This is a genomic window from Mesorhizobium sp. M0062, assembly GCF_040323125.1.
Taxonomy (GTDB): Bacteria; Pseudomonadota; Alphaproteobacteria; order Rhizobiales; family Rhizobiaceae; genus Mesorhizobium.
This window is the reverse complement of record NZ_JAMYUO010000023.1, coordinates 1-19,882: the sequence shown is the minus strand read 5'-3', so window position 1 is coordinate 19,882 and position 19,882 is coordinate 1. Positions and strand designations below refer to the sequence as shown.

The 19,882-nt window shown below is 60.3% G+C and carries 20 protein-coding genes and 1 pseudogene; 4 read left to right on the top strand and 17 right to left on the bottom strand.

The window, feature by feature from the left end:
* The first annotated feature begins 56 nt into the window (after positions 1-56).
* Positions 57-338: a DNA -binding domain-containing protein gene (locus NKJ64_RS23205; protein WP_081731646.1), complete on the top strand. Its 282-nt coding sequence runs from the start codon at positions 57-59 to the stop codon at positions 336-338.
* Positions 339-432: 94 nt separating this feature from the next.
* Here NKJ64_RS23205 and NKJ64_RS23200 read toward each other — a convergent pair whose 3' ends face one another.
* The 13 genes from NKJ64_RS23200 to NKJ64_RS23140 all read right to left on the bottom strand — a co-directional run bounded on the left by NKJ64_RS23200 (position 433) and on the right by NKJ64_RS23140 (position 14,596).
* On the bottom strand, positions 433-2,343 hold the full coding sequence (locus NKJ64_RS23200; RefSeq protein WP_352463423.1) for a putative bifunctional diguanylate cyclase/phosphodiesterase: 1,911 nt from the start codon (positions 2,341-2,343) through the stop codon (positions 433-435).
* 292 nt (positions 2,344-2,635) lie between these two features.
* Positions 2,636-3,817 (bottom strand): 5-demethoxyubiquinol-8 5-hydroxylase UbiM, encoded by a 1,182-nt coding sequence (ubiM, locus tag NKJ64_RS23195; protein WP_352463422.1) that lies wholly within the window; start codon positions 3,815-3,817, stop codon positions 2,636-2,638.
* Between the two features lie 416 nt (positions 3,818-4,233).
* Positions 4,234-4,365, bottom strand: coding sequence for a cbb3-type cytochrome oxidase assembly protein CcoS (ccoS, locus tag NKJ64_RS23190; protein ID WP_081740647.1), 132 nt, complete (start codon positions 4,363-4,365; stop codon positions 4,234-4,236).
* An 84-nt stretch (positions 4,366-4,449) separates the two neighbouring features.
* Positions 4,450-5,217 (bottom strand): CBS domain-containing protein, encoded by a 768-nt coding sequence (locus NKJ64_RS23185; RefSeq protein ID WP_352463421.1) that lies wholly within the window; start codon positions 5,215-5,217, stop codon positions 4,450-4,452.
* 66 nt (positions 5,218-5,283) lie between these two features.
* Positions 5,284-5,454: a cbb3-type cytochrome oxidase assembly protein CcoS gene (gene ccoS / locus NKJ64_RS23180; protein WP_023818738.1), complete on the bottom strand. Its 171-nt coding sequence runs from the start codon at positions 5,452-5,454 to the stop codon at positions 5,284-5,286.
* On the bottom strand, positions 5,451-7,739 hold the full coding sequence (locus NKJ64_RS23175; protein ID WP_352463420.1) for a cation-translocating P-type ATPase: 2,289 nt from the start codon (positions 7,737-7,739) through the stop codon (positions 5,451-5,453). The genes ccoS (NKJ64_RS23180) and NKJ64_RS23175 overlap by 4 nt, the downstream gene beginning before the upstream one ends.
* On the bottom strand, positions 7,736-8,233 hold the full coding sequence (locus NKJ64_RS23170; RefSeq protein ID WP_352463419.1) for a FixH family protein: 498 nt from the start codon (positions 8,231-8,233) through the stop codon (positions 7,736-7,738). Before NKJ64_RS23170 ends, NKJ64_RS23175 begins: the two co-directional genes overlap by 4 nt.
* Positions 8,230-9,786, bottom strand: coding sequence for a cytochrome c oxidase accessory protein CcoG (ccoG, locus tag NKJ64_RS23165; protein ID WP_352463418.1), 1,557 nt, complete (start codon positions 9,784-9,786; stop codon positions 8,230-8,232). Before ccoG ends, NKJ64_RS23170 begins: the two co-directional genes overlap by 4 nt.
* Before the next feature lie 128 nt (positions 9,787-9,914).
* Entirely contained in the window at positions 9,915-10,778 is an 864-nt protein-coding gene (gene ccoP / locus NKJ64_RS23160; RefSeq protein ID WP_352463417.1) for a cytochrome-c oxidase, cbb3-type subunit III, read from the bottom strand.
* Between the two features lie 2 nt (positions 10,779-10,780).
* On the bottom strand, positions 10,781-10,930 hold the full coding sequence (locus tag NKJ64_RS23155) for a CcoQ/FixQ family Cbb3-type cytochrome c oxidase assembly chaperone (RefSeq protein WP_023690689.1): 150 nt from the start codon (positions 10,928-10,930) through the stop codon (positions 10,781-10,783).
* Positions 10,931-10,941: 11 nt separating this feature from the next.
* Positions 10,942-11,673, bottom strand: a complete 732-nt coding sequence (gene ccoO / locus NKJ64_RS23150) for a cytochrome-c oxidase, cbb3-type subunit II (protein WP_023818743.1) — start codon at positions 11,671-11,673, stop codon at positions 10,942-10,944.
* Positions 11,674-11,684: 11 nt separating this feature from the next.
* Positions 11,685-13,295 carry a cytochrome-c oxidase, cbb3-type subunit I gene (gene ccoN / locus NKJ64_RS23145; protein ID WP_352463416.1) on the bottom strand — a complete coding sequence of 537 codons (1,611 nt, stop codon included), beginning with the start codon at positions 13,293-13,295 and terminating at the stop codon, positions 11,685-11,687.
* A 554-nt stretch (positions 13,296-13,849) separates the two neighbouring features.
* Positions 13,850-14,596 (bottom strand): Crp/Fnr family transcriptional regulator, encoded by a 747-nt coding sequence (locus NKJ64_RS23140; protein WP_031215568.1) that lies wholly within the window; start codon positions 14,594-14,596, stop codon positions 13,850-13,852.
* A gap of 152 nt (positions 14,597-14,748) precedes the next feature.
* Here NKJ64_RS23140 and hemN point away from each other — a divergent pair, with 152 nt between their 5' ends.
* A complete protein-coding gene (gene hemN / locus NKJ64_RS23135) occupies positions 14,749-16,098 on the top strand; it encodes an oxygen-independent coproporphyrinogen III oxidase (protein WP_023697802.1) in 1,350 nt (449 codons plus the stop codon).
* Between the two features lie 236 nt (positions 16,099-16,334).
* On the opposite strand, the gene queE is transcribed toward hemN, so the two are convergent.
* Genes queE through queC form a run of 3 tightly spaced genes read right to left on the bottom strand, consistent with a single transcriptional unit; the run spans position 16,335 to position 18,120 of the window.
* Positions 16,335-17,069 (bottom strand): 7-carboxy-7-deazaguanine synthase QueE, encoded by a 735-nt coding sequence (gene queE / locus NKJ64_RS23130; RefSeq protein WP_023673553.1) that lies wholly within the window; start codon positions 17,067-17,069, stop codon positions 16,335-16,337.
* Positions 17,066-17,422 (bottom strand): 6-carboxytetrahydropterin synthase QueD, encoded by a 357-nt coding sequence (queD, locus tag NKJ64_RS23125; RefSeq protein ID WP_023673552.1) that lies wholly within the window; start codon positions 17,420-17,422, stop codon positions 17,066-17,068. The genes queE and queD overlap by 4 nt, the downstream gene beginning before the upstream one ends.
* Entirely contained in the window at positions 17,422-18,120 is a 699-nt protein-coding gene (queC, locus tag NKJ64_RS23120; RefSeq protein WP_023697800.1) for a 7-cyano-7-deazaguanine synthase QueC, read from the bottom strand. Before queC ends, queD begins: the two co-directional genes overlap by 1 nt.
* Before the next feature lie 560 nt (positions 18,121-18,680).
* On the opposite strand from queC, the gene NKJ64_RS23115 reads away from it, so the two are divergent.
* Together NKJ64_RS23115 and NKJ64_RS23110 are read left to right on the top strand one after the other, a co-directional pair.
* Positions 18,681-19,070 (top strand): hypothetical protein, encoded by a 390-nt coding sequence (locus tag NKJ64_RS23115; protein ID WP_023673549.1) that lies wholly within the window; start codon positions 18,681-18,683, stop codon positions 19,068-19,070.
* Between the two features lie 56 nt (positions 19,071-19,126).
* Positions 19,127-19,291, top strand: a complete 165-nt coding sequence (locus NKJ64_RS23110; protein ID WP_023685557.1) for a hypothetical protein — start codon at positions 19,127-19,129, stop codon at positions 19,289-19,291.
* A gap of 186 nt (positions 19,292-19,477) precedes the next feature.
* Here the strand turns inward: NKJ64_RS23110 and NKJ64_RS23105 are convergent.
* A pseudogene (locus NKJ64_RS23105) lies at positions 19,478-19,882 on the bottom strand (transposase); the annotation flags it as partial.

The following is a 19,882-nucleotide window of genomic DNA, read 5'->3' as shown; positions in this document are numbered from 1 at the left end:
TCGGATTATCCCATTTTGGGATATACTGCCTGCGCTCACAGGCGAGGTTCGCAGGCATGAATGGACCAATGGGAACAGATGAGACTCGAAGCTCAAGTTTGAGCGATGAAGTCCCCTGGTCGGAGAACCTCACGAGCTACGACAGGGAGCATTTCACGATCTACCTGCGGATCCTGGATGCCTGCGCCGAGAATGCCAGCGAAAAGGAGATGGCCGAGCGCATCCTCGGCATCGACCCGTCCATTGACCCGGTCCGCGCCCGCAAAGCTCTTCGCAGCCATATCGACCGTGCGAACTGGATGGTGACGACCGGCTACAAGGAACTGTTCGCCGGCTGATGCACAGCGCCCAATGCCACGTGTTTCGAGTAGGCAAGTCTCTGTAGCCAAATTCGGCAGCGCACGGCCGCGACAGCGGGCGCTGCGGGAGCGGTCACAACTGGTTCGCGTACTGTTTGACTGCCATTTCCAGTGCTTGCATCAAAGGCACAGCCTTGGAGAAGAGGAAGCCTTGGGCGGTTCGGCAACCAAGCTTGTGCAGGGTTTGCCGATCCGCCTCTGTTTCGACGCCCTCGGCCATGACCTCGATCCCGAGCATGTCACCGAGTTCGATGACGGATTTGACAAGCAGTCGGTCCTCTCGGGACTTGGCCAAGCCGCGAATGAAGCCTTGGTCTATTTTCACCTTGCGTATCCGACGGTCCTTGAGAGAAGCCAAGGTAGAAAAGCCGGTGCCGAAGTCGTCGAGCGCGATGGAAATACCGGCATGCGAAAGCCGTCCGAGCTTTTCATCCACTCTGTCCGGATCCACCGGCGATTCTTCGGTAATCTCGATTTCGAACATCGTCGCAGGCAGGCCTCTTGCGGCCAGACCATCCAGAACCATGTCGTCGATATCGCCGGCTTCCAGTTCGCGCGGGGAAACATTCATCGCCACACTAATGTTACGACAGTCAGCTTTCACCAAGCCGTCGATAAAAGCACAACAGTCGGCGAATACGGTTTGCGTCAGCAGCTGAAGCATTCCGGTTTCGCGTGCGGCTGTGATGATTTCGGGTGGAGAGATGGCACCATGTGTCGGATGGGACCATCTCAGCAAGGCTTCAAAACCGACCACGGCCTCGGTGTCGAGTTTCACGATCGGCTGGAACCAAGGTTGCAATCTTCCCGTCTTTATCGCCGAATGAAGGTCCCGTTCGATGGACTGGCGGCGTTGGAGTTCCCGGTCGAGTTCGGCATCGAACAGGCAAAATTCGTTCCTGCCATGGCGCTTGGCCGTATAAAGGGCGATATCGGCCCGCAACAGCATTTCAGTCAGGCTCGACGTCTGCGCCAAGTATATCCCTATAGATGCCCCGACGCGCACGGACGCGACCCCGATATAGGGACGAGCAATTTTGGCTATGATATTGGAGGCGAGATCACTGGCAGAAAGCGAAGCTCTCGTTGAGGGAAAAACCAGCACGAATTCATCGCCGCCAATACGAGCTAGCGTTGAGCCTTCCGGTGCTTCCTGCTCTATGCGGCGGGCGATCATGACAAGCAGTTCATCACCGGTCCTGTGACCGTAGGTGTCGTTGACAGATTTAAAGCCGTCCAGATCAATCAGCATTGCCACGAAGGGGCCATCCGCGGTCTTGAACCGACCGATGGCGTGTTCAAGGCCCCGCCTGTTGAGAAGGGCGGTCAAATGGTCCTCCCTGGAGTTGCGCTCCATTTCCGACGCAAGTCGCTCTGCCTCATGTCTCAGGCGGCTTGCTTCGCGGAAGCGCGCCTGCCCAACAAACGAAGCTCGGACCAAGCCGCCCATGAAGAGCAGAACGGTGAAAGCCAGAATGTAGCGTTCAAAATTGCCTTTCGCCAAAAGGCACGCCACCGTGATGAGGAGTGGAGGTGTGATGAAGCTGGTCGCCGCGGCGGCATACGAGCTGCCATATGTAACCGCACCAGCTGAAATGCCCGCCAGTATGACCAGATGCATCGGTGCTTGAGGTGTTGTGTATCCAACAGTCAGCACGGCCGGGAAGGACCAGGCAAACCCTGCCAGAAGGGCAAGGACGCCAAACATGCGAAGGCGCGGCAAAACGCCAAGCAAATCCTGATGGCGCCCCGTTTCTTTTAGCTGAAAACGGGCGAGTGCAAGCCGGGCGGCATTTAGCGCATTGACGACCAGGAACCAGCTTGCAGCGGCAAAGCCGCCGCCAGAAAGGGCCTGCACCCCGCAAATCAGGCCTGACAGGATCGCGCTTATCGGCATCGACACGAAGAGCCCGGCCCTCAGGTCAGCAAGCTGATCCTGACGGATTTTGGCCTCCAGCGATTCTTCTTTCTTTAGGGGTGCCATGAATGGACCAGCTTGCTTCCGTCATTGTTCGCGAGGACCAAACCTATGCAAGCCCACTGAAGGACGGGTTAACTACCCAGCGAGGGTAACCAGTGCGCTCACCATGCTTCGGGTCACACCTTTGGCTTAGCATTGCCGAATCATCAAGGTTTCGCCCGCGCGCGTGCCTTGATCCGAATCATGCCATGATCGGCAACGTCACCAGGAAGCAGCCTTGCCGCGACGCTGCGAGCCAGCAAGACAAAGAAGCCGCGCCGAGACAGCGCTCCAGAGCGGTAGCGCTCTGTGCGATTCACCGCCTGAGCATGGCCGAAATGCCATGGCGGACAAAGGGAAGATGTTGGGCAAAGCGGAGCCCAGCATGTCTTGCAAGCCGTGCCGCCGGGTGCTCGCTTGAGTAAAGACCGACAAGCATGTTGGTGGCATGATAGAGCGGCGCCGCCGACAGCCGCAGCCGGCTTTCATATCTGCCGAGCATGTCGGGATCGGCAATGTCGCGGCGTGCGCGACATGCTGTCAGTATTTTATGAGCGAGTTGCTTCTGGCCGCTGAGGCCGATGTTGAAGCCATGCGCGGTCACCGGGTGCATGCCGATGGCAGCGTCTCCTATAAGTGCCGCACTCGGTGCCGAGAACTTGTGCGCCCAGGTCGTGACCAGCGGATAGGCATGGCGGGTGCTTGCCAGGGTCAACTGCCCGAGGCGTCCTCGACACCGGTTCATCAATTCCATGAGGAACAATTCGTCATCGAGAACAGACAGTCTATCGGCCTCGATTGAGCGCAAAGTCAGAAGCAGCGACGACACGCCTTCCATGAGCGGCAACATCGCTATGGTCTGATGGTGGTCGAACCATTCGACCGCGATCTGGTGATGGAAGCGCTCGTGCCTCACTCGGCAAATCAGCATGGAGTGGCCAAGCGGATGGATGTTGGCGCCAATGCCGAGCAGGTCGCGCATCGCGGACAAACGCGAATCCGCTGCTACGAGCAGCCGAGCGGCCAATTGCCTGCCATCAGAAAGCGTTATGACCGCCTCGTCGTCGCTGGTTGTTGCATTCACGACCGAGTTGCCGCACAGCAGCCGGGCATGATCCTGGAAGTAGACAATTTTGAACAGGGCATCGCGGATCCGACAATTTGGGACCAGAAATCCGAGTGGTTCCCCAGATCCGCTGCGAGTATCGAAGCACAGGGCGAAAGGGCTCGATCCGTTGAGCACGCGCGCGCCATGAAGCGGTGATTTGTCAGATGCGGGCATGGCGTCCCAGGCGCCGAGCTCGCGAAGGATTCTCACCGATGCGTGCGTCAGCGCGATCTCGCGACCGTCGAAAGCCGGATTCGCCAGGCTGTCGAGCGACTGCCGTTCAACCACAGCCACCTTGAGTCGGCTCAGGGCGAGCGATGCTGCGAAGGCAAGTCCGACCGGCCCAGCTCCGACGACAATGATGTCGAATGTGTCGACAGAGCCGGCCATCAGCGTGCCGCCATAGCGGCTATCTGCGATACGAAGCGCTCTTGAAGCATCGCAATCACCCACGGTTTGCCGCTCATCTCCCCATCGTCGATAGACATGCGTTCTCCGTTGGAAGCCTGGTCAATGAAACCACGCCGACGAAGAGATAACGCTGATCTGGATCAAGCAGGCTCGATAACCCGGCAACGGCGGGTTCACGGTCGAGTGGTCGATTGCCGTGAAAACGTTTGCATGTCTAGGCATTCTGAATGTTCGGCTTCCCAATCGCGTGCCCCTACTGGCCAAAGGTTCGGCAACGTATTGTGGCTGATCCGTTCTTCGCACGCGCGCCGATATCATCATGACGAGGCAATCCAGCAAAGACTCGGTCGACTGACGACCAGCATCCGCACAGTCGTTGGGCGCCGCCAACCGGTTCAGCCTCGCGGCTCTTCCCGATCGATAAGGATCCGCTGGGCGGAGCCGTCGAGATCTTCGTATTGGCCGCTCTTCAGATCCACAGGAAGCGCCGGTCCAAGCCCCACCAAAACAGGCAGCGGCCATCGCATTCCGTCAGGACGGGCATCTTGCTGCCGACAGCGTACTCTCCGCCCATGACGGGCGCTAGACGCCGAAGGAACTCGCCGACGGCCTCATGTCCAAGTGATGTGGGAAGGGAGCAGAACCAAAGGGACTCTGCTCCGCGTCCCCGCCTTTTCCGCAGCTATGAAACCTTCACCGAACGGATCCGTACTGAGGAGGAGGCCGTCCTTGACTTGCCCGACGCCGGCAACCTTCTCAGCCGCAACGATCGCTGCCTTCCGCTGACGCTCGTCGACAATCGCCCCCTTCAGTTCGACAAGGCCGTCGCTGACCCTCACATCGATCAAGTCACCACCGCTCCAGGTTTGTGACTGCAGTTCGGCAAGGATAGCCTTGCGGATCAGGTCGTCATCGGGTGGCGTGGTTCCCTGTTTCGGCATGGCGCGGATCAGGACAAGCAGCAAATCAGTTCGCGTGATGATGCCGATGACCCTGTCCCGATCGACAATCGGAAGATTGTTGATGCGATGTTGCATCATCAGGTCGACAATATCTGCAATCAAGGCGCCAGGAGGCGCCGAGATGACGGGTGTGGTCATCACCTGATGGATGATCCGTCCGTTCGAGCGCGCATAGTCATTGGCGACTGTGCCCGGGCCAAGATCAAACTCCAGCCAGCGCGGACGCACACGCTGGGTCCCAAGTTCTTCTCGGCGCAAGAAGTCGCTTTTGCTTACAATACCAATCAGGGCACCGTCGCTGTCTGCTACCGGCAGGCAGCTGACCTTGTTTGAAAGCATGAGCTCGACCGCTTGCGCGATCGTCGCGTTCGCATCCGTCGTGATGACTGGCTTTGTCATTATGGATTCGGCTTGCATCCTCACCCTCCTGATCTTTCGTCGGACGACGATAGGACATCCCGACCCGCGGCGCGTTGATCTGAGTCACTTGGAACAAGGAGGATTCTCCGCGCCGTCGTCGCGGTCGATTAGAATGCGCTCCGCAGCGCCATCGAGATCATCGTACTGGCCGCTTCTCAACGCCCACAGGAAGCCGGACAGGCCGAGTGCGCCAAGGAACAACGCCACCGGAATGAGATAGGCGAGCGTCGTCATGAGGATCGGGCCAAGGCGCCGGCCCGCGCGGGCCTGTCCTGCCGCGCCGTTTCGGACGACGCACCCGTTGCGAAGCCTTGCAGACGCATTGCGTTTCCAATCACAAGCAATGACGAGGCAGACATCGCGACCGCCGCGATCAGAGGCGTAACATGACCCAGAATGGCGATCGGCACGGCGACAGCATTGTAGACGATGGCGATCGCGATGTTCTGGCGGATCAGGTTTCCCGCGTTGCGCGAAACGTCCAGCGCCAGCGGAACCGCCATGAGGCTTTCGCGCAGGAAAACGAAGTCGGCTGCATTGCGGCCAATGTCGGCGGCGGTGGCCGGTGCGATCGAGACATGGGCCGCGCTCAGCGCCGGTGTGTCGTTGAGCCCGTCGCCAACCATCAGAACCTTGTGCCCGTCTCTCGCCAGACTCTCGATGCGTTCAACCTTGCCGGACGGGAGCAGGCAGGGAACGAAGTCATCGACACCGAGCACGTCCGCAATCTCGGCGCAGGCTTTCGCGGTATCGCCCGACAGCATTTCCACGCACATACCAGCGTTGCGCAGTTGATCGATCGCTGCCCTGGTGTCGAGGCGTAGCGCATCTTCGAAAACGAAGGATGCGACAATCATGCCGTTTTTCGTCAGCACTGTTCCGCCGTAGCCATGTTTGCCTTCGCCGCCGGTTCGCGCCTTCCAGCCAGCCCATCCGCGTCGACCCAGCCGCCAGGTGATACCGGCGGCGGTGGCTTCGATCCCGAAACCCGGGTGCTCGGTCACCGCGTCGAATTTGTGCTGGCTGCTGCTGACGGCAAAGCCGGCAATGGCCTTTGAATATGGATGACGCGAATGCGCGGCCAGGTCGGCAGCGATTGCCAGCATGGCGGGATCGATCGACGACGTGTTGACGAGCCTGGGCTGGCCAAGCGTGAGCGTGCCGGTCTTGTCGAACACGGCTGTATCGATCGCTGCCAGGCGCTCCATGGCCGAGCCGTCCTTGACCATGATGCCATTCTCAAACAGGCGCCGCGCGGCGACCACCTGAACGATTGGGACGGCGAGGCCAAGCGCGCAGGGGCATGTGATGATGAGAACAGCGATGGCAATCGTCATCGCCCGATGCCAGTCGCCGGTCGCCGCCATCCAGCCCGTGAATGTTACCAATGCGGTGAGATGAACCACGGGCGCGTAGAGTGCCGACACGCGGTCGGCGATACGGCGATAGCGGGCGCGACCACCTTCGGCGGCCTCCATCAGCCGAACCATTTCCGCCAGGAACGAATCCTTCGCGGCGGCTGTGGCCTCTACCGTCAGCGGACCGGTAAGGTTGAGGACGCCGGCCTGCACGGTGTCTTCCGGCGCCACGCTACTGGGCGTGCTCTCGCCGGAGACCAGGGAGCAGTCGACGTCCGATGTCCCGCGCACAATTTTGCCATCGACAGGGATTCTTTCGCCGGCGGCGATCAACAACAGCATGCCCGGTTCGATCTCGGCCACCGGCAGATAGCCCCGAGCGCCATCGCCGCGCAGCACCATGGCGCCGCGCGCGGCCAATTGTGACAGGCTCTTCACAGCGGTGCGGGCGCGTTCCCGCATCACGTGATCGAGCGTGCGACCAATCAGGAGGAAGAACAGCAGCGATACCGACGCGTCGAAATAGGCGTGGTCGCCGTGGGTGATCGTCTCATAGAGGCTCATGGCGTAGGCCAGCGACACGCCGACGGCGATCGGCACGTCCATGTTCATGCGGCCGTGGCGCAACGCATTCCACGCCGACTTGAAGAAGATGCCGCCGGCCAAGGCCAGCGCAGGAATGGCGATCAGGGCCGAGACCCAGTGGAACAGGTCGCGGGTGGCGCCCTCGGCGCCGGACCAGACCGACACCGAGAGCAGCATGATGTTGCCCGCAGCAAAGCCGGCAATAGCGACGGCGCGGATAAGCTCCGAAAGCATCTTGTCCTTTGCATCAATCTCGGCTTCGAACAAATGCGCCTGATAGCCGAGCCGGCCGAGCACAGCGACCAATGGTGGAGCCTCGTCGCCGCGCCAGCGGACTGAGACCCGCTTGGTTGACAGGTTGACGCGAGCTGCCTCGACGTGATCGAGTTTTCCCAAGGCCGTCTCGATCGTCTGGATGCAGGCGCCGCAATGAACGGTCGGCACCGAAAGGTCGGACTGATGAAGGTCGTCGCCAAGCGATCGGCTCGCCAGCCTGATTTCCTGGCTGGAGGGCAGGACCGAGGTGCCGCTGGCCAGATCCAGCGCTATTTCAGCGCCCGGTGCACAACAGCTCATTTTAGCGCTCCATTGGAAATCATGATCCTGCGCACGTCGCGATAAGGCTTTGCCAGGCCGGCATCGGCGTCTATTTCGATGATCCAGACACCATCCCTTGGCACGTGTTGTGCAGCAAACTCCTGGCCAGAGACCAGGGCGAGCGTGACGGACTCATCCTCTTTCTCGTAAGCGGGATGGCGAAACAGCACCTTCACGCCATGCAGGGAAACCGGTTTGCCCGCGGCGTCGATGATGCCATAGCGGACTTCACCCCATGCGATGGTCAACTGGCCGGTCCAGCCAAGCGCTGCCTGCGCACGGCCTTCTTCAGCCTTCTTGTTGAATTGCTGGCTCGCGACATAGGTATTTTCGACGACAAGGCCGGTCCAGCTTGTGTTGGCAAGCGTCGCCATCGTCAGATTGACCGCGATGACCACGCCGAAAAAGGCAAGGATGGTGGCCAACATGTGCCTGCCGGTGAATTCGCGGGGTTTTCGCGTGGTGGCGGTCATCTGGCGATCTCCGGCGCATTGAAGGTGGCGGTGTATTCGTTGGACTCGAAGCTGACCTTGTCTTCGACGCGGAATGTGAAGGTCTGCGCCTGGCGATTAATCTGATCGGCGGGCAGGCGCACGAAAACCTTCAGCATCTTCAGCCGGTCGGGTTCGACCTGGACCGCAAAGGAGCGATCGGCGGGGAGGTCGACGCCAACGATGCTCATCTCTGCGCCTGGCAAACCCCCGAGGGTGATGATAATCGTTCTCGGTTCGGGGATCATGTTCAGCAGCTTGACGGTATAGCCATTGCGGATCGAGCCGTCGGAGAGCGTCACGAATTGCGGGTTGCGGTCGCGCAGGACATTGATCTCGAGCCGGTCGCGGGTCAGCAGCGAAAAGAGCAGGCCCAGGCCGATCATCGACCACATAGCCATGTAAACGTAAGTGCGCGGCCGAAAGATCTTGCGGATATGGAAATGCGCCACCCTGTCCGAAAACAGGCCGTCATCCGTCCTGACCAGCGACGGATCGACCGAGCTGGCGCCGCCGGCGGTGGCCAGCATCATGTTGGCGTTGTAGTCGGAGAGCGTCGCGTAGGAGATCAGTCCTCGCTCCTTGCCGAGTTTATCCATGACGCCGTCGCAGGCATCGATGCAGAGCGCGCAGGTGATGCATTCGAGTTGCTGACCGTCGCGTATGTCGATCCCCATCGGACAGACGGCGACACAGGCATTGCAGTCGACGCAATCGCCGACGGGATGCCCTGCGGCAAGAACCTTCTTTGCGTGACGGGTGCGCGGTTCGCCGCGCCAGTCATTGTAGGTGACGGTGAGCGAGCTCTCGTCGAGCATGGCTGCCTGGATGCGCGGCCAAGGGCACATATAGGTGCAGACCTGTTCGCGCATTAGCCCGCCAAACGTGTAGGTCGTCGCCGTCAGAACCGCGACGGTGATGTAGGCGACAGGCGCTGCCGTGCCGGTGAAGAGTTCGCCGACCAGCGTCGGCGCATCGGCGAAATAGAAGATCCATGCGCCACCAGTCGCTGCGGCTATGACCAGCCAGATGACGTGTTTCGATGCCCGCAGCGCAAGCTTACGAGTGGTCCATGGACCGGCATCGAGCCGCATGCGCGCGTTGCGGTCGCCCTCGATCGCGCGCTCGACGACCAGGAACAGATCGACCCATACGGTCTGTGGGCATGTGTAGCCACACCATGCACGGCCGACGGTTGACGTGATCAGGAAAAGACCGACGCCGGCCATGACCAGAAGGCCGGCGACATAGTAGAATTCCTGGGGCCATATCTCGATGAAGAAGAAATAGAAGCGCCGGTTGGCGACATCGAGCAGCACCGCCTGGTCGGGGGCAAACGGACCGCGGTCCCAGCGCAGCCACGGCGTGAGATAGTAGATGCCGAGCGTGATCGCCATCACGATCCATTTGAATCGGCGAAAGCTGCCAGAGGCCCGCTTCGGGAAGATCTTCCTGCGCGCGGCATACATTGGCTGGCGCACCTTGGCGGAGTTGAAAGTGGGTTCGATCCGTTCTATTTGCGTGTTATCGAGCACGAGAAGCTCCAGTCACCAGCGACGATTTCGCCGGAAGCCGACTCATCGGTTCTGGATGATGCCGAGGCCCGGCTTGCGCCGGGCCTCGTCGCTTGGCGGGAGGGGGAGGACGAGAATAGGCTGCTTTCCTATTCTCCGCCGCCAAGCGAATGGATGTAGACCGCCAGTTCCTTGACCTTGATCTCGCCGAGGCGCGCGCCCCAAGCCGGCATCACGCCGTGTTTCGGTGCGGTTACCTGGGCGGCGATGGCCGCTTCGCCTGACCCGTAGAGCCAGATGGCGTCGGTCAGATCTGGAGCGCCGAGTTCCTTGTTGCCTTTTGCATTGTCGCCATGACAGGCCACGCAGTTTTCGGCAAAGACCTTTGCGCCCGGCGCGACCAATGCTTGATTGACGACGGCCCCCGACAGACTGGCGACGTAGGCGCTGACCTGTTTGATCTGGTCGGCGGTGATGATGTCGGCAAAGGCGGGCATTTCCGACAGGCGCGTATCCGGATCGGAGGCGAAGCGAATGCCATGGGTGATCGTCTGCTGAATCTGGTCCGCCTTGCCGCCCCACAGCCAGTCGTCGTCGTTAAGGTTGGGGAAGCCCTTGGAGCCCTGGGCGCCGGAACCATGGCACTGCACGCAATTGAGCTTGAACGCGGCACCGCCGGCGGCGACGGCGAATTCGCGCAGCGTGTCGTCCGCCGCGATCTCCGAAACACTTTTCACTTCTATCGCGGCGACATATTTGCCCTTGGCCGCTTCAGCCGCGGACAACTCGTTCCCGACATCGTTGCGGCTGGAGTAGCCGAGCACCCCCTTGGTTGCCGTGTGCAGCAGAGGCCATGCCGGATAGGCGATGGTGTAGCCGATCGCCCAGACTATGGTGATGTAGAACGTCCAGATCCACCAGCGCGGAAGCGGGTTGTTGAGCTCCCGGATGCCGTCCCACTCATGACCGGTGGTTGAGATGCCGGAAACCTCGTCGATGTGATCGCTGCTCATGATCAGTCCTCCTTCAGAGGAATTTGAGCTGCTTCGCCGGCTTGCCTGCGGCTTCCGGGACGAACTGCAAAGGCAACAGATCCGATGAAGAAAAGAGCCATGGCAAGTAGGCCCCAGCTGTCGGCAAACTCCCGCATGAAATTGTACGTCATGGCCATTGTCCTCAGCGGTAGCCGGCGGTCTCATCGTAGTTCTTGAAATCGACCAGCGTGCCCAGCATCTGGAGATAAGAAACCAGCGCGTCCATTTCGGTGACTTGCTGCGGGTTGCGGTCGAAGTCGCCGATCTTGGCCTTGGGGTAGCGGGCCTCGAGGCCGGATGTGTCGGCGTTGGGATCAGCCTGCGCCATCAAATCGGCATTGGCGTTGGCGATCATGTCGTCGGAGTAGGGGACGCCGACGCGCCTGTTGGCGACCAGATGCGTCGAGAAGTCCTTCACCGCGATCGGCTTGTCCTTCAGGAAGGCATAGCTCGGCATGATCGATTCCGGCACCACGGACCGTGGATCTGTCAGGTGATCCACGTGCCACAGGTTGGAATAGCGGTCGCCAACGCGGGCGAGATCCGGTCCGGTGCGCTTCGATCCCCACTGGAAGGGGTGGTCGTATATCGACTCGGCCGCCAGGCTGTAGTGGCCGTAGCGCTCGACCTCGTCACGGAACGGCCTGATCATCTGGCTGTGGCAGAGGTAGCAGCCCTCGCGGACATAGATGTTTCGACCAGCAAGTTCGAGCGGCGAGTAAGGCCGCATGCCTTCCACCTTCTCGATCGTATTATCGAGATAGAAGAGCGGCGCGATCTCGACGATGCCGCCGATTGTCACGACCAGCAGCGACCCGAGGAGGAGAAGTGTAGCGTTCTTCTCGATGACCGCGTGTCTGTTCATCAACCTCATTTTCTGTCTCATCATCGCGCAAGCTGGAGGGCGGGGGTGGAGCGCGGCATCGGATCCTGCTCGCGCCGGTAGCCGAGGATGGTCATGGCGATGTTCCAGGCCATGATCAGGGTGCCGGAGAGGTACATGGCTCCACCGATGGCGCGCATGATGTAATAAGGGTGCATAGCGGCCACGGTTTCGGCGAAGGAGTAGACCAGGAAGCCCTGTTCGTCGTATTCGCGCCACATCAGGCCCTGCATGATGCCGGACACCCACATCACCGCGGCGTAGAGGACGATGCCGAGCGTCGCCAGCCAGAAATGCCAGGTGACGAGCCTGAGCGAATAGAGGCGTTCACGGTTCCAGAGTCTCGGCACCATGAAGTAGATTGCGCCAAACGAGATCATGCCGACCCAGCCGAGTGCGCCGGAATGGACGTGGCCAATGGTCCAGTCGGTATAGTGCGACAGAGAATTGACCGTCTTGATCGACATCATCGGGCCCTCGAAGGTCGACATGCCGTAGAAGGCAATGGCCATCACCATCATGCGGATGATCGGATCGGTGCGCAGCTTGTCCCACGCGCCCGACAGCGTCATCAGGCCGTTGATCATGCCGCCCCATGACGGCATCCACAGCATGATCGAGAACACCATGCCAAGCGTCTGCGCCCAGTCGGGCAGGGCGGTGTAGTGCAGGTGATGCGGCCCGGCCCAGATGTAGAGGAAGATGATTGCCCAGAAATGGACGATCGAGAGGCGGTAGGAATAGACCGGCCGGTTGGCCTGCTTGGGCACGAAATAGTACATCATGCCGAGGAAGCCGGCGGTGAGGAAGAACCCGACCGCATTGTGGCCGTACCACCACTGCGTCAGGGCGTCCTGGACTCCGGAAAATGCGGAATAGCTCTTGGATCCGAGGAAGGAGGCCGGCATCGAGAGGTTGTTGATCACATGCAGCATCGCGATGGTCACGATGAAGGAAAGGTAGAACCAGTTGGCGACGTAGATGTGCGGTTCCTTACGCTTCAGGATGGTGCCCAGAAACAGGATCAGGTAGGCGACCCAGACGATGGTCAGCCAGATGTCGGCATACCATTCGGGTTCCGCATATTCGCGGCTCTCGGTGATGCCGAGCAGATAACCGGTCGCGGCCATGACGATGAAGAGCTGGTAGCCCCAGAACACGAACCAGGCGAGATCGCCACCGAACAGCCGAGCGCGGCAGGTGCGTTGGACGACATAGAGAGACGTGCAAAGCAACGCGTTGCCGCCAAAGGCGAAGACGACGCCCGAGGTGTGCAGAGGCCGCAAGCGGCCGAAGTTGAACCAGGGCTGGATGTTGAGATCGGGATAGGCAAGCTGCAGCGCGATGACCACCCCGACCAGCATGCCAACCACACCCCAGAACATGGTGGCGATGGCGCCGTAGCGGATTGGCCCGTCCATGTAAGCGGACGGGTCGATCGGAGCGGCAGGCTTGAACTCAGTGTTGCGCAGTAGGATCGCAGTGAAGCCAGCCAAGGCGAAGAACAAGACCCACATATGCTGGCGAAAGGGTTCATCCACCCCAGCGCCAGCCGCCACCAAAGCCGCGAATGCGAACAGGCTTAGAAGCACGATTTCTTTGCCGAATTTCATCGCAAGCCCCGATTTCCAATTCCGGCGGATGCCAAACCGCGGTGTCTTATTGCGCAGCCGTCGCCTGCTCGCCCTGATCCATGTCAGAGCCGCACCATTTTGCTCGAGCAGCATCGAGTTCGGTGCGATCAGACTGCGACAATCGAATGTGGAAGCGCACCACCGGCCGCTCGTTTATGGATGGGACCTGGCGTCCCCGGTCGGGCCCCGGGTGCGGAGGCGACCGCGGGCGTGTGGGGGAGCGCACCTTCTGCGACGCTGGAAAGCAGGTCGACGCCTTACCGAACCCCGCGTTCAATGCCTTGGAACAGCCAGCGCCAGCGTTACGCTGCCGTCGTGACATTCGTGGCTTGGGGAGACGGCGATTTTCCCCTGCGGATGAGGCGTATTGACTTCGGCCAAGTGTGGATGCTTCGCCGACGAGCCGAAAGGCAACTGGCGCATACGATCGGATGGAGAACGGGCTGTCGCTACGCGACTTCTTCTGAGCCCAACGCGAGCATGCCCTGCCCCGGATGAAGTAAGTGACGGGGGCCATGCAGCTTCTGCGTCATTCAAACGGCTGTAGCGCCTCGGCCGCCGCAGCGCCGTTCCAGCCGGCTCATGCTGTCCACGGTGACGCGGCGGTTGTTCTCGATCCGAATCACGCCGTCCATTCTCAGGCTGGTCAGCTGACGGCTCACGGTCTCGTTTGTGATTCCAAGGAAATCAGAAATGTCGGCACGCGTCATCGGCAGCTCGAAGCACGTCGAGCTAGCCGTCGGGTCAACATTGGAGTCGATGTTCCGGGCAATCATGAGGAGAAAGCTCGCCACCTTCTCTGGTGCGGTCTTGCGCCCCAGAGTCACCATCCATTCGCGTGCCTCGTCAAGTTCGTTCAGCGCCTGCTTGAGCAGGCGATGCACAAATTCGGGTGACTGCTTCATCATCCGTTCGATGGCCGCTCTGGGAAACGAGCATAGCGAGACAGCTGTTGCCGCTTCCGCATTGATCGCACTTTTCATCTTGAAGGGCCGACCCAGAAAATCCGGGGCGAAATGCAGGCCGACAATCTGTTGGCGTCCATCTGACAGGCTCTTCGTGAGCTTCACCACGCCTGAAAGCACGTTCGAATAACAGTCGACCGCCTCGGCGTCGCCGATCAGTTCGACCCCCGGCTCGATATTGTGCCGCGACGACGTCTTGGCGAGCTGAGCCAAATGGTCTGGCTCTAGCGCGCCACAGACACCGCGGCGCCGTGCCTCGCAAGACAGGCAAAGAACGGGGATGCCGGAACTGTGAATATCCTGCCGTAATGTCATTCGATCGCTCTACCGGTCCGTGCGGGCAGGATAGCATCCACGGTAGAAAAATCCTTGCGGCAGTTTGTCCGTGCTGAAGGTTGATCGAAATCAGGGCTTAGGCTCATCCAAGCATCCACAGTTCGGGCGACGCAAACACGGTGGACCACGACATGCGACAAAAGCTAGTTGCCAGATTTGGCGAGAACGTCCCGCGATACACGAGCTACCCGACCGCGCCGCATTTCAATGCAAGCGTTGACGCTACCGTTTGTCGTGGCTGGCTACAGGGGCTCGACGAGGGCGACGAAATCTCGCTCTATCTGCACATCCCATACTGCGACAAGCTTTGCTGGTTCTGTGCCTGCCATACCAAGCAGACACGCCATTACGAACCGGTGACCACATATCTGCGCTCACTGCATGCCGAGATCGCCACCGTCGCCAGTCTTGTTGGAGGCAAAGGTCGTGTGCGTGCCGTCCATTTCGGCGGTGGTTCGCCGACGATGCTCAAGCCCGAAGATATGGTGGCGCTGGGAACCGCCCTGCGCAACAGCTTCGGCTTTCTTCCCGGCGCCACGATCAGCGTTGAAATCGAACCCAACGATATGGACGATGCCCGCCTCGATGCGCTTGCCGAAATCGGCATGACCCGTGCGAGCCTCGGCGTCCAGGATTTCGATCCGAAGGTGCAAAAGGCGATCAACCGCGAACAGAGCTTCCTGCAGACCAAGACGGTCGTCGACGGCGTTCGTTCGCGCGGCGTCGAATCCGTCAATCTGGACCTGCTCTACGGTCTGCCGCACCAGACCAGGGAAAGCGTCGCTTCTACGGTCACGCAGGCACTGACCCTGGAACCGGATCGGATCGCACTGTTTGGCTACGCGCATGTACCGTGGTTCAAGAAACATCAGACGATGATCGACGAGGCCTGGTTGCCGGGTCCCGCGGAGCGCTTTGCCCAGTCGCAACTGGCTGCACAGGCGATTGTAGACAATGGATATGAGGCAATCGGGCTCGACCATTTCGCCAAACCGGGCGATGCGCTGGCGATTGCGGCACACACCGGGACTTTGCACCGGAACTTTCAGGGCTACACGGACGATTGCTGCGAAATCTTGATCGGGCTCGGCCCGTCATCCATTAGCCAGTTTCGGCAAGGCTATGCGCAGAACATGCCTTCAACCAGCGAATATAGACGCATGGTTGATGACGGTGGGCTGGCCGCTGTTCGGGGTATCGCACTTTCCAACGACGACCGCGTTCGCGGCTGGATCATCGAACGTTTGATGTGCGACTTCGCCTTCTCGGCCATCGATCTGGTGGAACGCTTCGGCGAGGCCGGCCAGAGGCTCCTCCTTCAGTCAAGTTCCATGGCCCTCCACGATCCGGTTCGATTGCTTGAACTTGATGGCGACAGATTCGTTGTGCCGGCTGAAAGTCGCCCTTTCGTCCGAAGCATCGCGGCCAGGTTCGACAAATATTTCGAAGCTGGAACGGCCAGGCACTCGGCGGCAGTCTGAGCACTCAGAGGAACGGTCATGCCTCTCAGTCGATCATGGACCGCGGTACGTTTGTTGATCGGCGACCGTCTATCGAGACAAGATTCTGAGCGGACCAGACGCGTCTTGGCGCAGCGACGATATCGTCCGCTCGAGCCCTGCCTGTCGGATCATGGTTGTCGGCGACAGCTCCCTTCGACCTGAACCACCCGTTCACCCGAATTCTGCCGGCGCAGTTCCAGTGGAAAGGGCCTGGGCTAGACGGCTCTCTTGTTACCCCAGAGCACAACGTGCAGCTGCGGCAGCACGCGGGCCTCGAACCATCTGTCGCGGGTCACGCTGTCAACCAGCCACTCCATGCGCTTCAATATTCCGTCAAGGTCGACAGGCGCGTCATCATTTGTGGGGTGTGGCGGCGTGTGATTGCCGGGCTGCAGATAGATCGGAAGTTGCGGAAATTGCGCAGCGGCGTCTTTCGCGTAGGTGTAGTCCCTTTCGTCGAAAACAATGAGCTTGAGCACGACTTGGGGCTTGCCTTGTGCCGCCTGGAGGCACGCCTCGACAGCGGCCCAATCTGTCGTCATTCGGCTTGACGGCGGCTTTGGGCTGAGGATCAGCACGTCAAGCTGCGCAAACCAGTCCCTGGCAAGCGACCCTTGGGTTTCCAGCGCAAAACGGTAACCGTCACCATGGCCCCGGTCGATGAGCGCGCCGAGCGGCTGGATGGCCGGATTGCCGCCTGATAGCGACACCATCAGCGGGCGGCCACCGGAAAGGGCAAGCACATTTTCCCACACCGCCCCAACGGACATCATCTCCCATTCATGGCGGAATTGATTGTCCACAGCATGGAGGCTGTCGCACCAGGAACAGCGATAGTCACACCCGCCGGTTCTGACGAAGATCGTCGGCAAACCTATGAGCACGCCCTCGCCCTGGATCGTCGGCCCGAAAATCTCGCTAACGCGGATTGCGGGATGAGTATTCGTCATGGCCGGTATTCCGCCCAGGTTTTCGGCGTTTCGCTCACCCGCACGGCCGCGGTTTCGCTCAGGCGTGCCTTGCACCAGTCGTAGAAATGTCTGGCCAGATATTCCGCCGTGACTTGCTCGTGTCCCAGCACGTCGTTGAGATGCCGGTGGTCGAAGCTCTCGTCGATGTAGCGTTTGAATGGCGCCAAGTCGTGGTAGTCGCGCACGAAGCCGTGATCGTCCAGTCCATCCGCTGAAAGCTCCACTTCGACGATGTAGTTATGTCCGTGCAGGCGCGCGCATTGGTGATCGGGTGGCAATGAGGTGAGCTGATGCGAGGCTGAGAAGTGGAATTCCTTGGTGATGCGGAACATTACGCGGTGGTCCTTCGCAGCGCTCCGAGCCAGAAGTCGGAGTCCTCATACTCGGTTGGGTCCGGGTGCCCAGCGATGTGAAACGCCTCACGCCGCTCGACGCAGGTCCCGCACCTCCCGCAATGACGCTCGGCGCCCTTGTAACAGGACCAGGTCTGCGCAAACGGCGTGCCGTATGTGGCTCCATCCGTAACAATGTCCGCCTTCGTCAGGTTCACATAGGGTGCATAAAGGCGAATCTGCGCGTAGCCGTCGAGCGCGTGGTCCTGCATCATCTGGAAAGCGTCGATGAAGGCCGGACGGCAATCGGGATAGACAACGTGATCCCCACCATGCACGGCCGTCGCCACTGCGTCAGCGTCTTGCGCTGCGGCGAGGCCGAAGGCAATGGCCAACATGATGGCGTTCCGGTTGGGCACCACCGTTATCTTCATCGTGTCTTCGGCATAGTGCCCGTCGGGCACGTCCACATTGTCGGTCAGCGCGGAGCCGGAAAGGTCGCCGCCGATCTCGTGGATATCGATGATTCGCTGCGGGACACTCAGGCGCTCCGCGCAAAGGGTGGCGAAGCCCAATTCCTTCCTATGCCGTTGGCCGTAATCGAACGATAGCAGGCCGGTCAGCTGGTGCTCCGCTGCCACCTTGTGGGCAAGAGTAACGGAATCCAATCCGCCGGAGCAGACGACGAGAGTCTTCATCGTTGGGTCCTTGTTTTAACCGGGTAGGCTGCGACCGGAGATTTCTCTGCGCTCCAGTACTTCAGGAAAACCATTTTGTGAAGTGAACGGAGACCAATTCGTGCGCTTGCGTGCGATGCGCAAAAAGCCTTCGCGGTGAGCTGCAAGGACACGGACTGGCGAGACGTCACGCTTCAGCGGAATGCTCAAAGTCGAACGCTTCTCGGGGACAAAGTTCTCGACGAGCAGAGCCTGTCGGTCCCGAGCGCCGAGCGACGCCATTGCAACGGTTTCGGAGTACAAAGCCGAGATGGGCTTGCCGCAAACAGCTCACTTACCAGGGATGTTCAGCGATGCCGAAATCCAGATATCGGGGTGGATTATGAGATCAATTGTCGCGACAGCTTTGGCTGGCCTGCTCCTCGCGCTTCGTAGATGCAGCGCATTCCACGTCAGGATCATTTTGATGAGCACGCCCTTAAGGGATAACCGGCGAACCCTGAATAACCGTCGTGAGCCGACATCTGTGAACAAGCGGTGTGGTCGATTGCAATCACCCATGTCTTGCGCACAGGTACCTTATGGCAGTGGATGAACTGAACTTGATGGTTTTACAGATGGCAGTCGAAAGCGTCCGCTCGCTCTCGTTGAGCTTCGCTGAAAAAGCCGCCGAAATAGCCACCAGGAGCCGCGGCAGCCTGCTTTTCAACGTGCGGATCGACGGTGACGCGCAGGTCCAGCGGGTCGCAGCCATCCGATACCACGGCGGCCAATTCGGCGTGCTGGCGTTAGACGGACACGGCCTAGTTACCCACTATTGCATCGTTAACGGTATGTTCTCACATTACATTGCGGCCTTGGAGAGCTGGCACAGGATGCCCCTGTCGATGCAGGCCAAGATGGATGCCAACGGCAATGCCCGTCTCTTCGTAGCGGCGTTGCGGGATGCCGGACATATGCTGGGCACCTAGCATTTGGGCAGAGTGCATCTCTGAATTTGCAAGTGCATCACTGCGATGGCGCCGGCATGATCGTCATGCTCGAAAAGGGCTGCGGCGGCCGCGGCAAAGCGGTCGCCGCGATGATGGTGTCAACGGCGTTGCATCGATGCGAGCGTTTAGAACAGAGGTCTCCTCCTGGCATCGAGCGCATGCAAGGAGCTACGCAAGCGCAAATGTATCAAGTATTTTGAAGGGACGACCCCTCATGCATACTTAGCTGCGATGCTCGGGCGGCATAAGCCTCGTTGCCATCTAGCCGCCTTGATGCACGGCGATAAGCTTTTGACGGCCTGAAGCGACGCTGTGGTCGCCGTTGCGGTGCTTTTCCACGCGCCTCGTCAGGCGCCGGGATTGCTCCGGCGTGATGGCAGGCGGGGGACGAAGCGGATATCGCCACCGTGGGCGCCGACCTCGACCCGCGCGATGATGCGCTCGACGCGGCTCCAACTAGCGGCGCCGTCAACGAACTTCTTGAACCTGCGGACCTTGCCTGTCTTGGCCGACGCTTCGAAGCGCGCGGTCGTGCTGGCCTCCAGATCCGCGACATGCTTGCGCAGGGTCGGGGTGGGCGCGAGGCCAAAGATGAAGTCGACGTCGTTGGCGCGGCACCAGTCGATGACCTGCGGGTTGCAATAAGGGCTATCGCCGCGGAGCAGGATTCGAATGTTCGGCCAGTTGATCTGGATCGCCCGCACCGGACGGCGCAGGTGGGGGCGGATCTCAGCCCCACTCGGCCGCTTGGCCGGTCGCAGGATCGCGCTGACGAACCGTCCCGCACCATC

What these genes read in the sequence shown, in the direction of transcription:
- NKJ64_RS23205 (WP_081731646.1), top strand. Translation starts at nt 57, where the DNA reads ATGAATGGACCAATGGGAACAGATGAGACTCGAAGCTCAAGTTTGAGC.
- NKJ64_RS23200 (WP_352463423.1), bottom strand. Translation starts at nt 2,343, where the DNA reads ATGGCACCCCTAAAGAAAGAAGAATCGCTGGAGGCCAAAATCCGTCAG.
- ubiM (WP_352463422.1), bottom strand. Translation starts at nt 3,817, where the DNA reads ATGGCCGGCTCTGTCGACACATTCGACATCATTGTCGTCGGAGCTGGG.
- ccoS (WP_081740647.1), bottom strand. Translation starts at nt 4,365, where the DNA reads ATGCGATGGCCGCTGCCTGTTTTGGTGGGGCTTGGACCGGCGCTTCCT.
- NKJ64_RS23185 (WP_352463421.1), bottom strand. Translation starts at nt 5,217, where the DNA reads ATGCAAGCCGAATCCATAATGACAAAGCCAGTCATCACGACGGATGCG.
- ccoS (WP_023818738.1), bottom strand. Translation starts at nt 5,454, where the DNA reads ATGACGACGCTCGCCTATCTCATTCCGGTGGCGTTGTTCCTTGGCGCA.
- NKJ64_RS23175 (WP_352463420.1), bottom strand. Translation starts at nt 7,739, where the DNA reads ATGAGCTGTTGTGCACCGGGCGCTGAAATAGCGCTGGATCTGGCCAGC.
- NKJ64_RS23170 (WP_352463419.1), bottom strand. Translation starts at nt 8,233, where the DNA reads ATGACCGCCACCACGCGAAAACCCCGCGAATTCACCGGCAGGCACATG.
- ccoP (WP_352463417.1), bottom strand. Translation starts at nt 10,778, where the DNA reads ATGAGCAGCGATCACATCGACGAGGTTTCCGGCATCTCAACCACCGGT.
- NKJ64_RS23155 (WP_023690689.1), bottom strand. Translation starts at nt 10,930, where the DNA reads ATGACGTACAATTTCATGCGGGAGTTTGCCGACAGCTGGGGCCTACTT.
- ccoO (WP_023818743.1), bottom strand. Translation starts at nt 11,673, where the DNA reads ATGAGGTTGATGAACAGACACGCGGTCATCGAGAAGAACGCTACACTT.
- ccoN (WP_352463416.1), bottom strand. Translation starts at nt 13,295, where the DNA reads ATGAAATTCGGCAAAGAAATCGTGCTTCTAAGCCTGTTCGCATTCGCG.
- NKJ64_RS23140 (WP_031215568.1), bottom strand. Translation starts at nt 14,596, where the DNA reads ATGACATTACGGCAGGATATTCACAGTTCCGGCATCCCCGTTCTTTGC.
- hemN (WP_023697802.1), top strand. Translation starts at nt 14,749, where the DNA reads ATGCGACAAAAGCTAGTTGCCAGATTTGGCGAGAACGTCCCGCGATAC.
- queE (WP_023673553.1), bottom strand. Translation starts at nt 17,069, where the DNA reads ATGACGAATACTCATCCCGCAATCCGCGTTAGCGAGATTTTCGGGCCG.
- queD (WP_023673552.1), bottom strand. Translation starts at nt 17,422, where the DNA reads ATGTTCCGCATCACCAAGGAATTCCACTTCTCAGCCTCGCATCAGCTC.
- queC (WP_023697800.1), bottom strand. Translation starts at nt 18,120, where the DNA reads ATGAAGACTCTCGTCGTCTGCTCCGGCGGATTGGATTCCGTTACTCTT.
- NKJ64_RS23115 (WP_023673549.1), top strand. Translation starts at nt 18,681, where the DNA reads ATGGCAGTGGATGAACTGAACTTGATGGTTTTACAGATGGCAGTCGAA.
- NKJ64_RS23110 (WP_023685557.1), top strand. Translation starts at nt 19,127, where the DNA reads ATGATCGTCATGCTCGAAAAGGGCTGCGGCGGCCGCGGCAAAGCGGTC.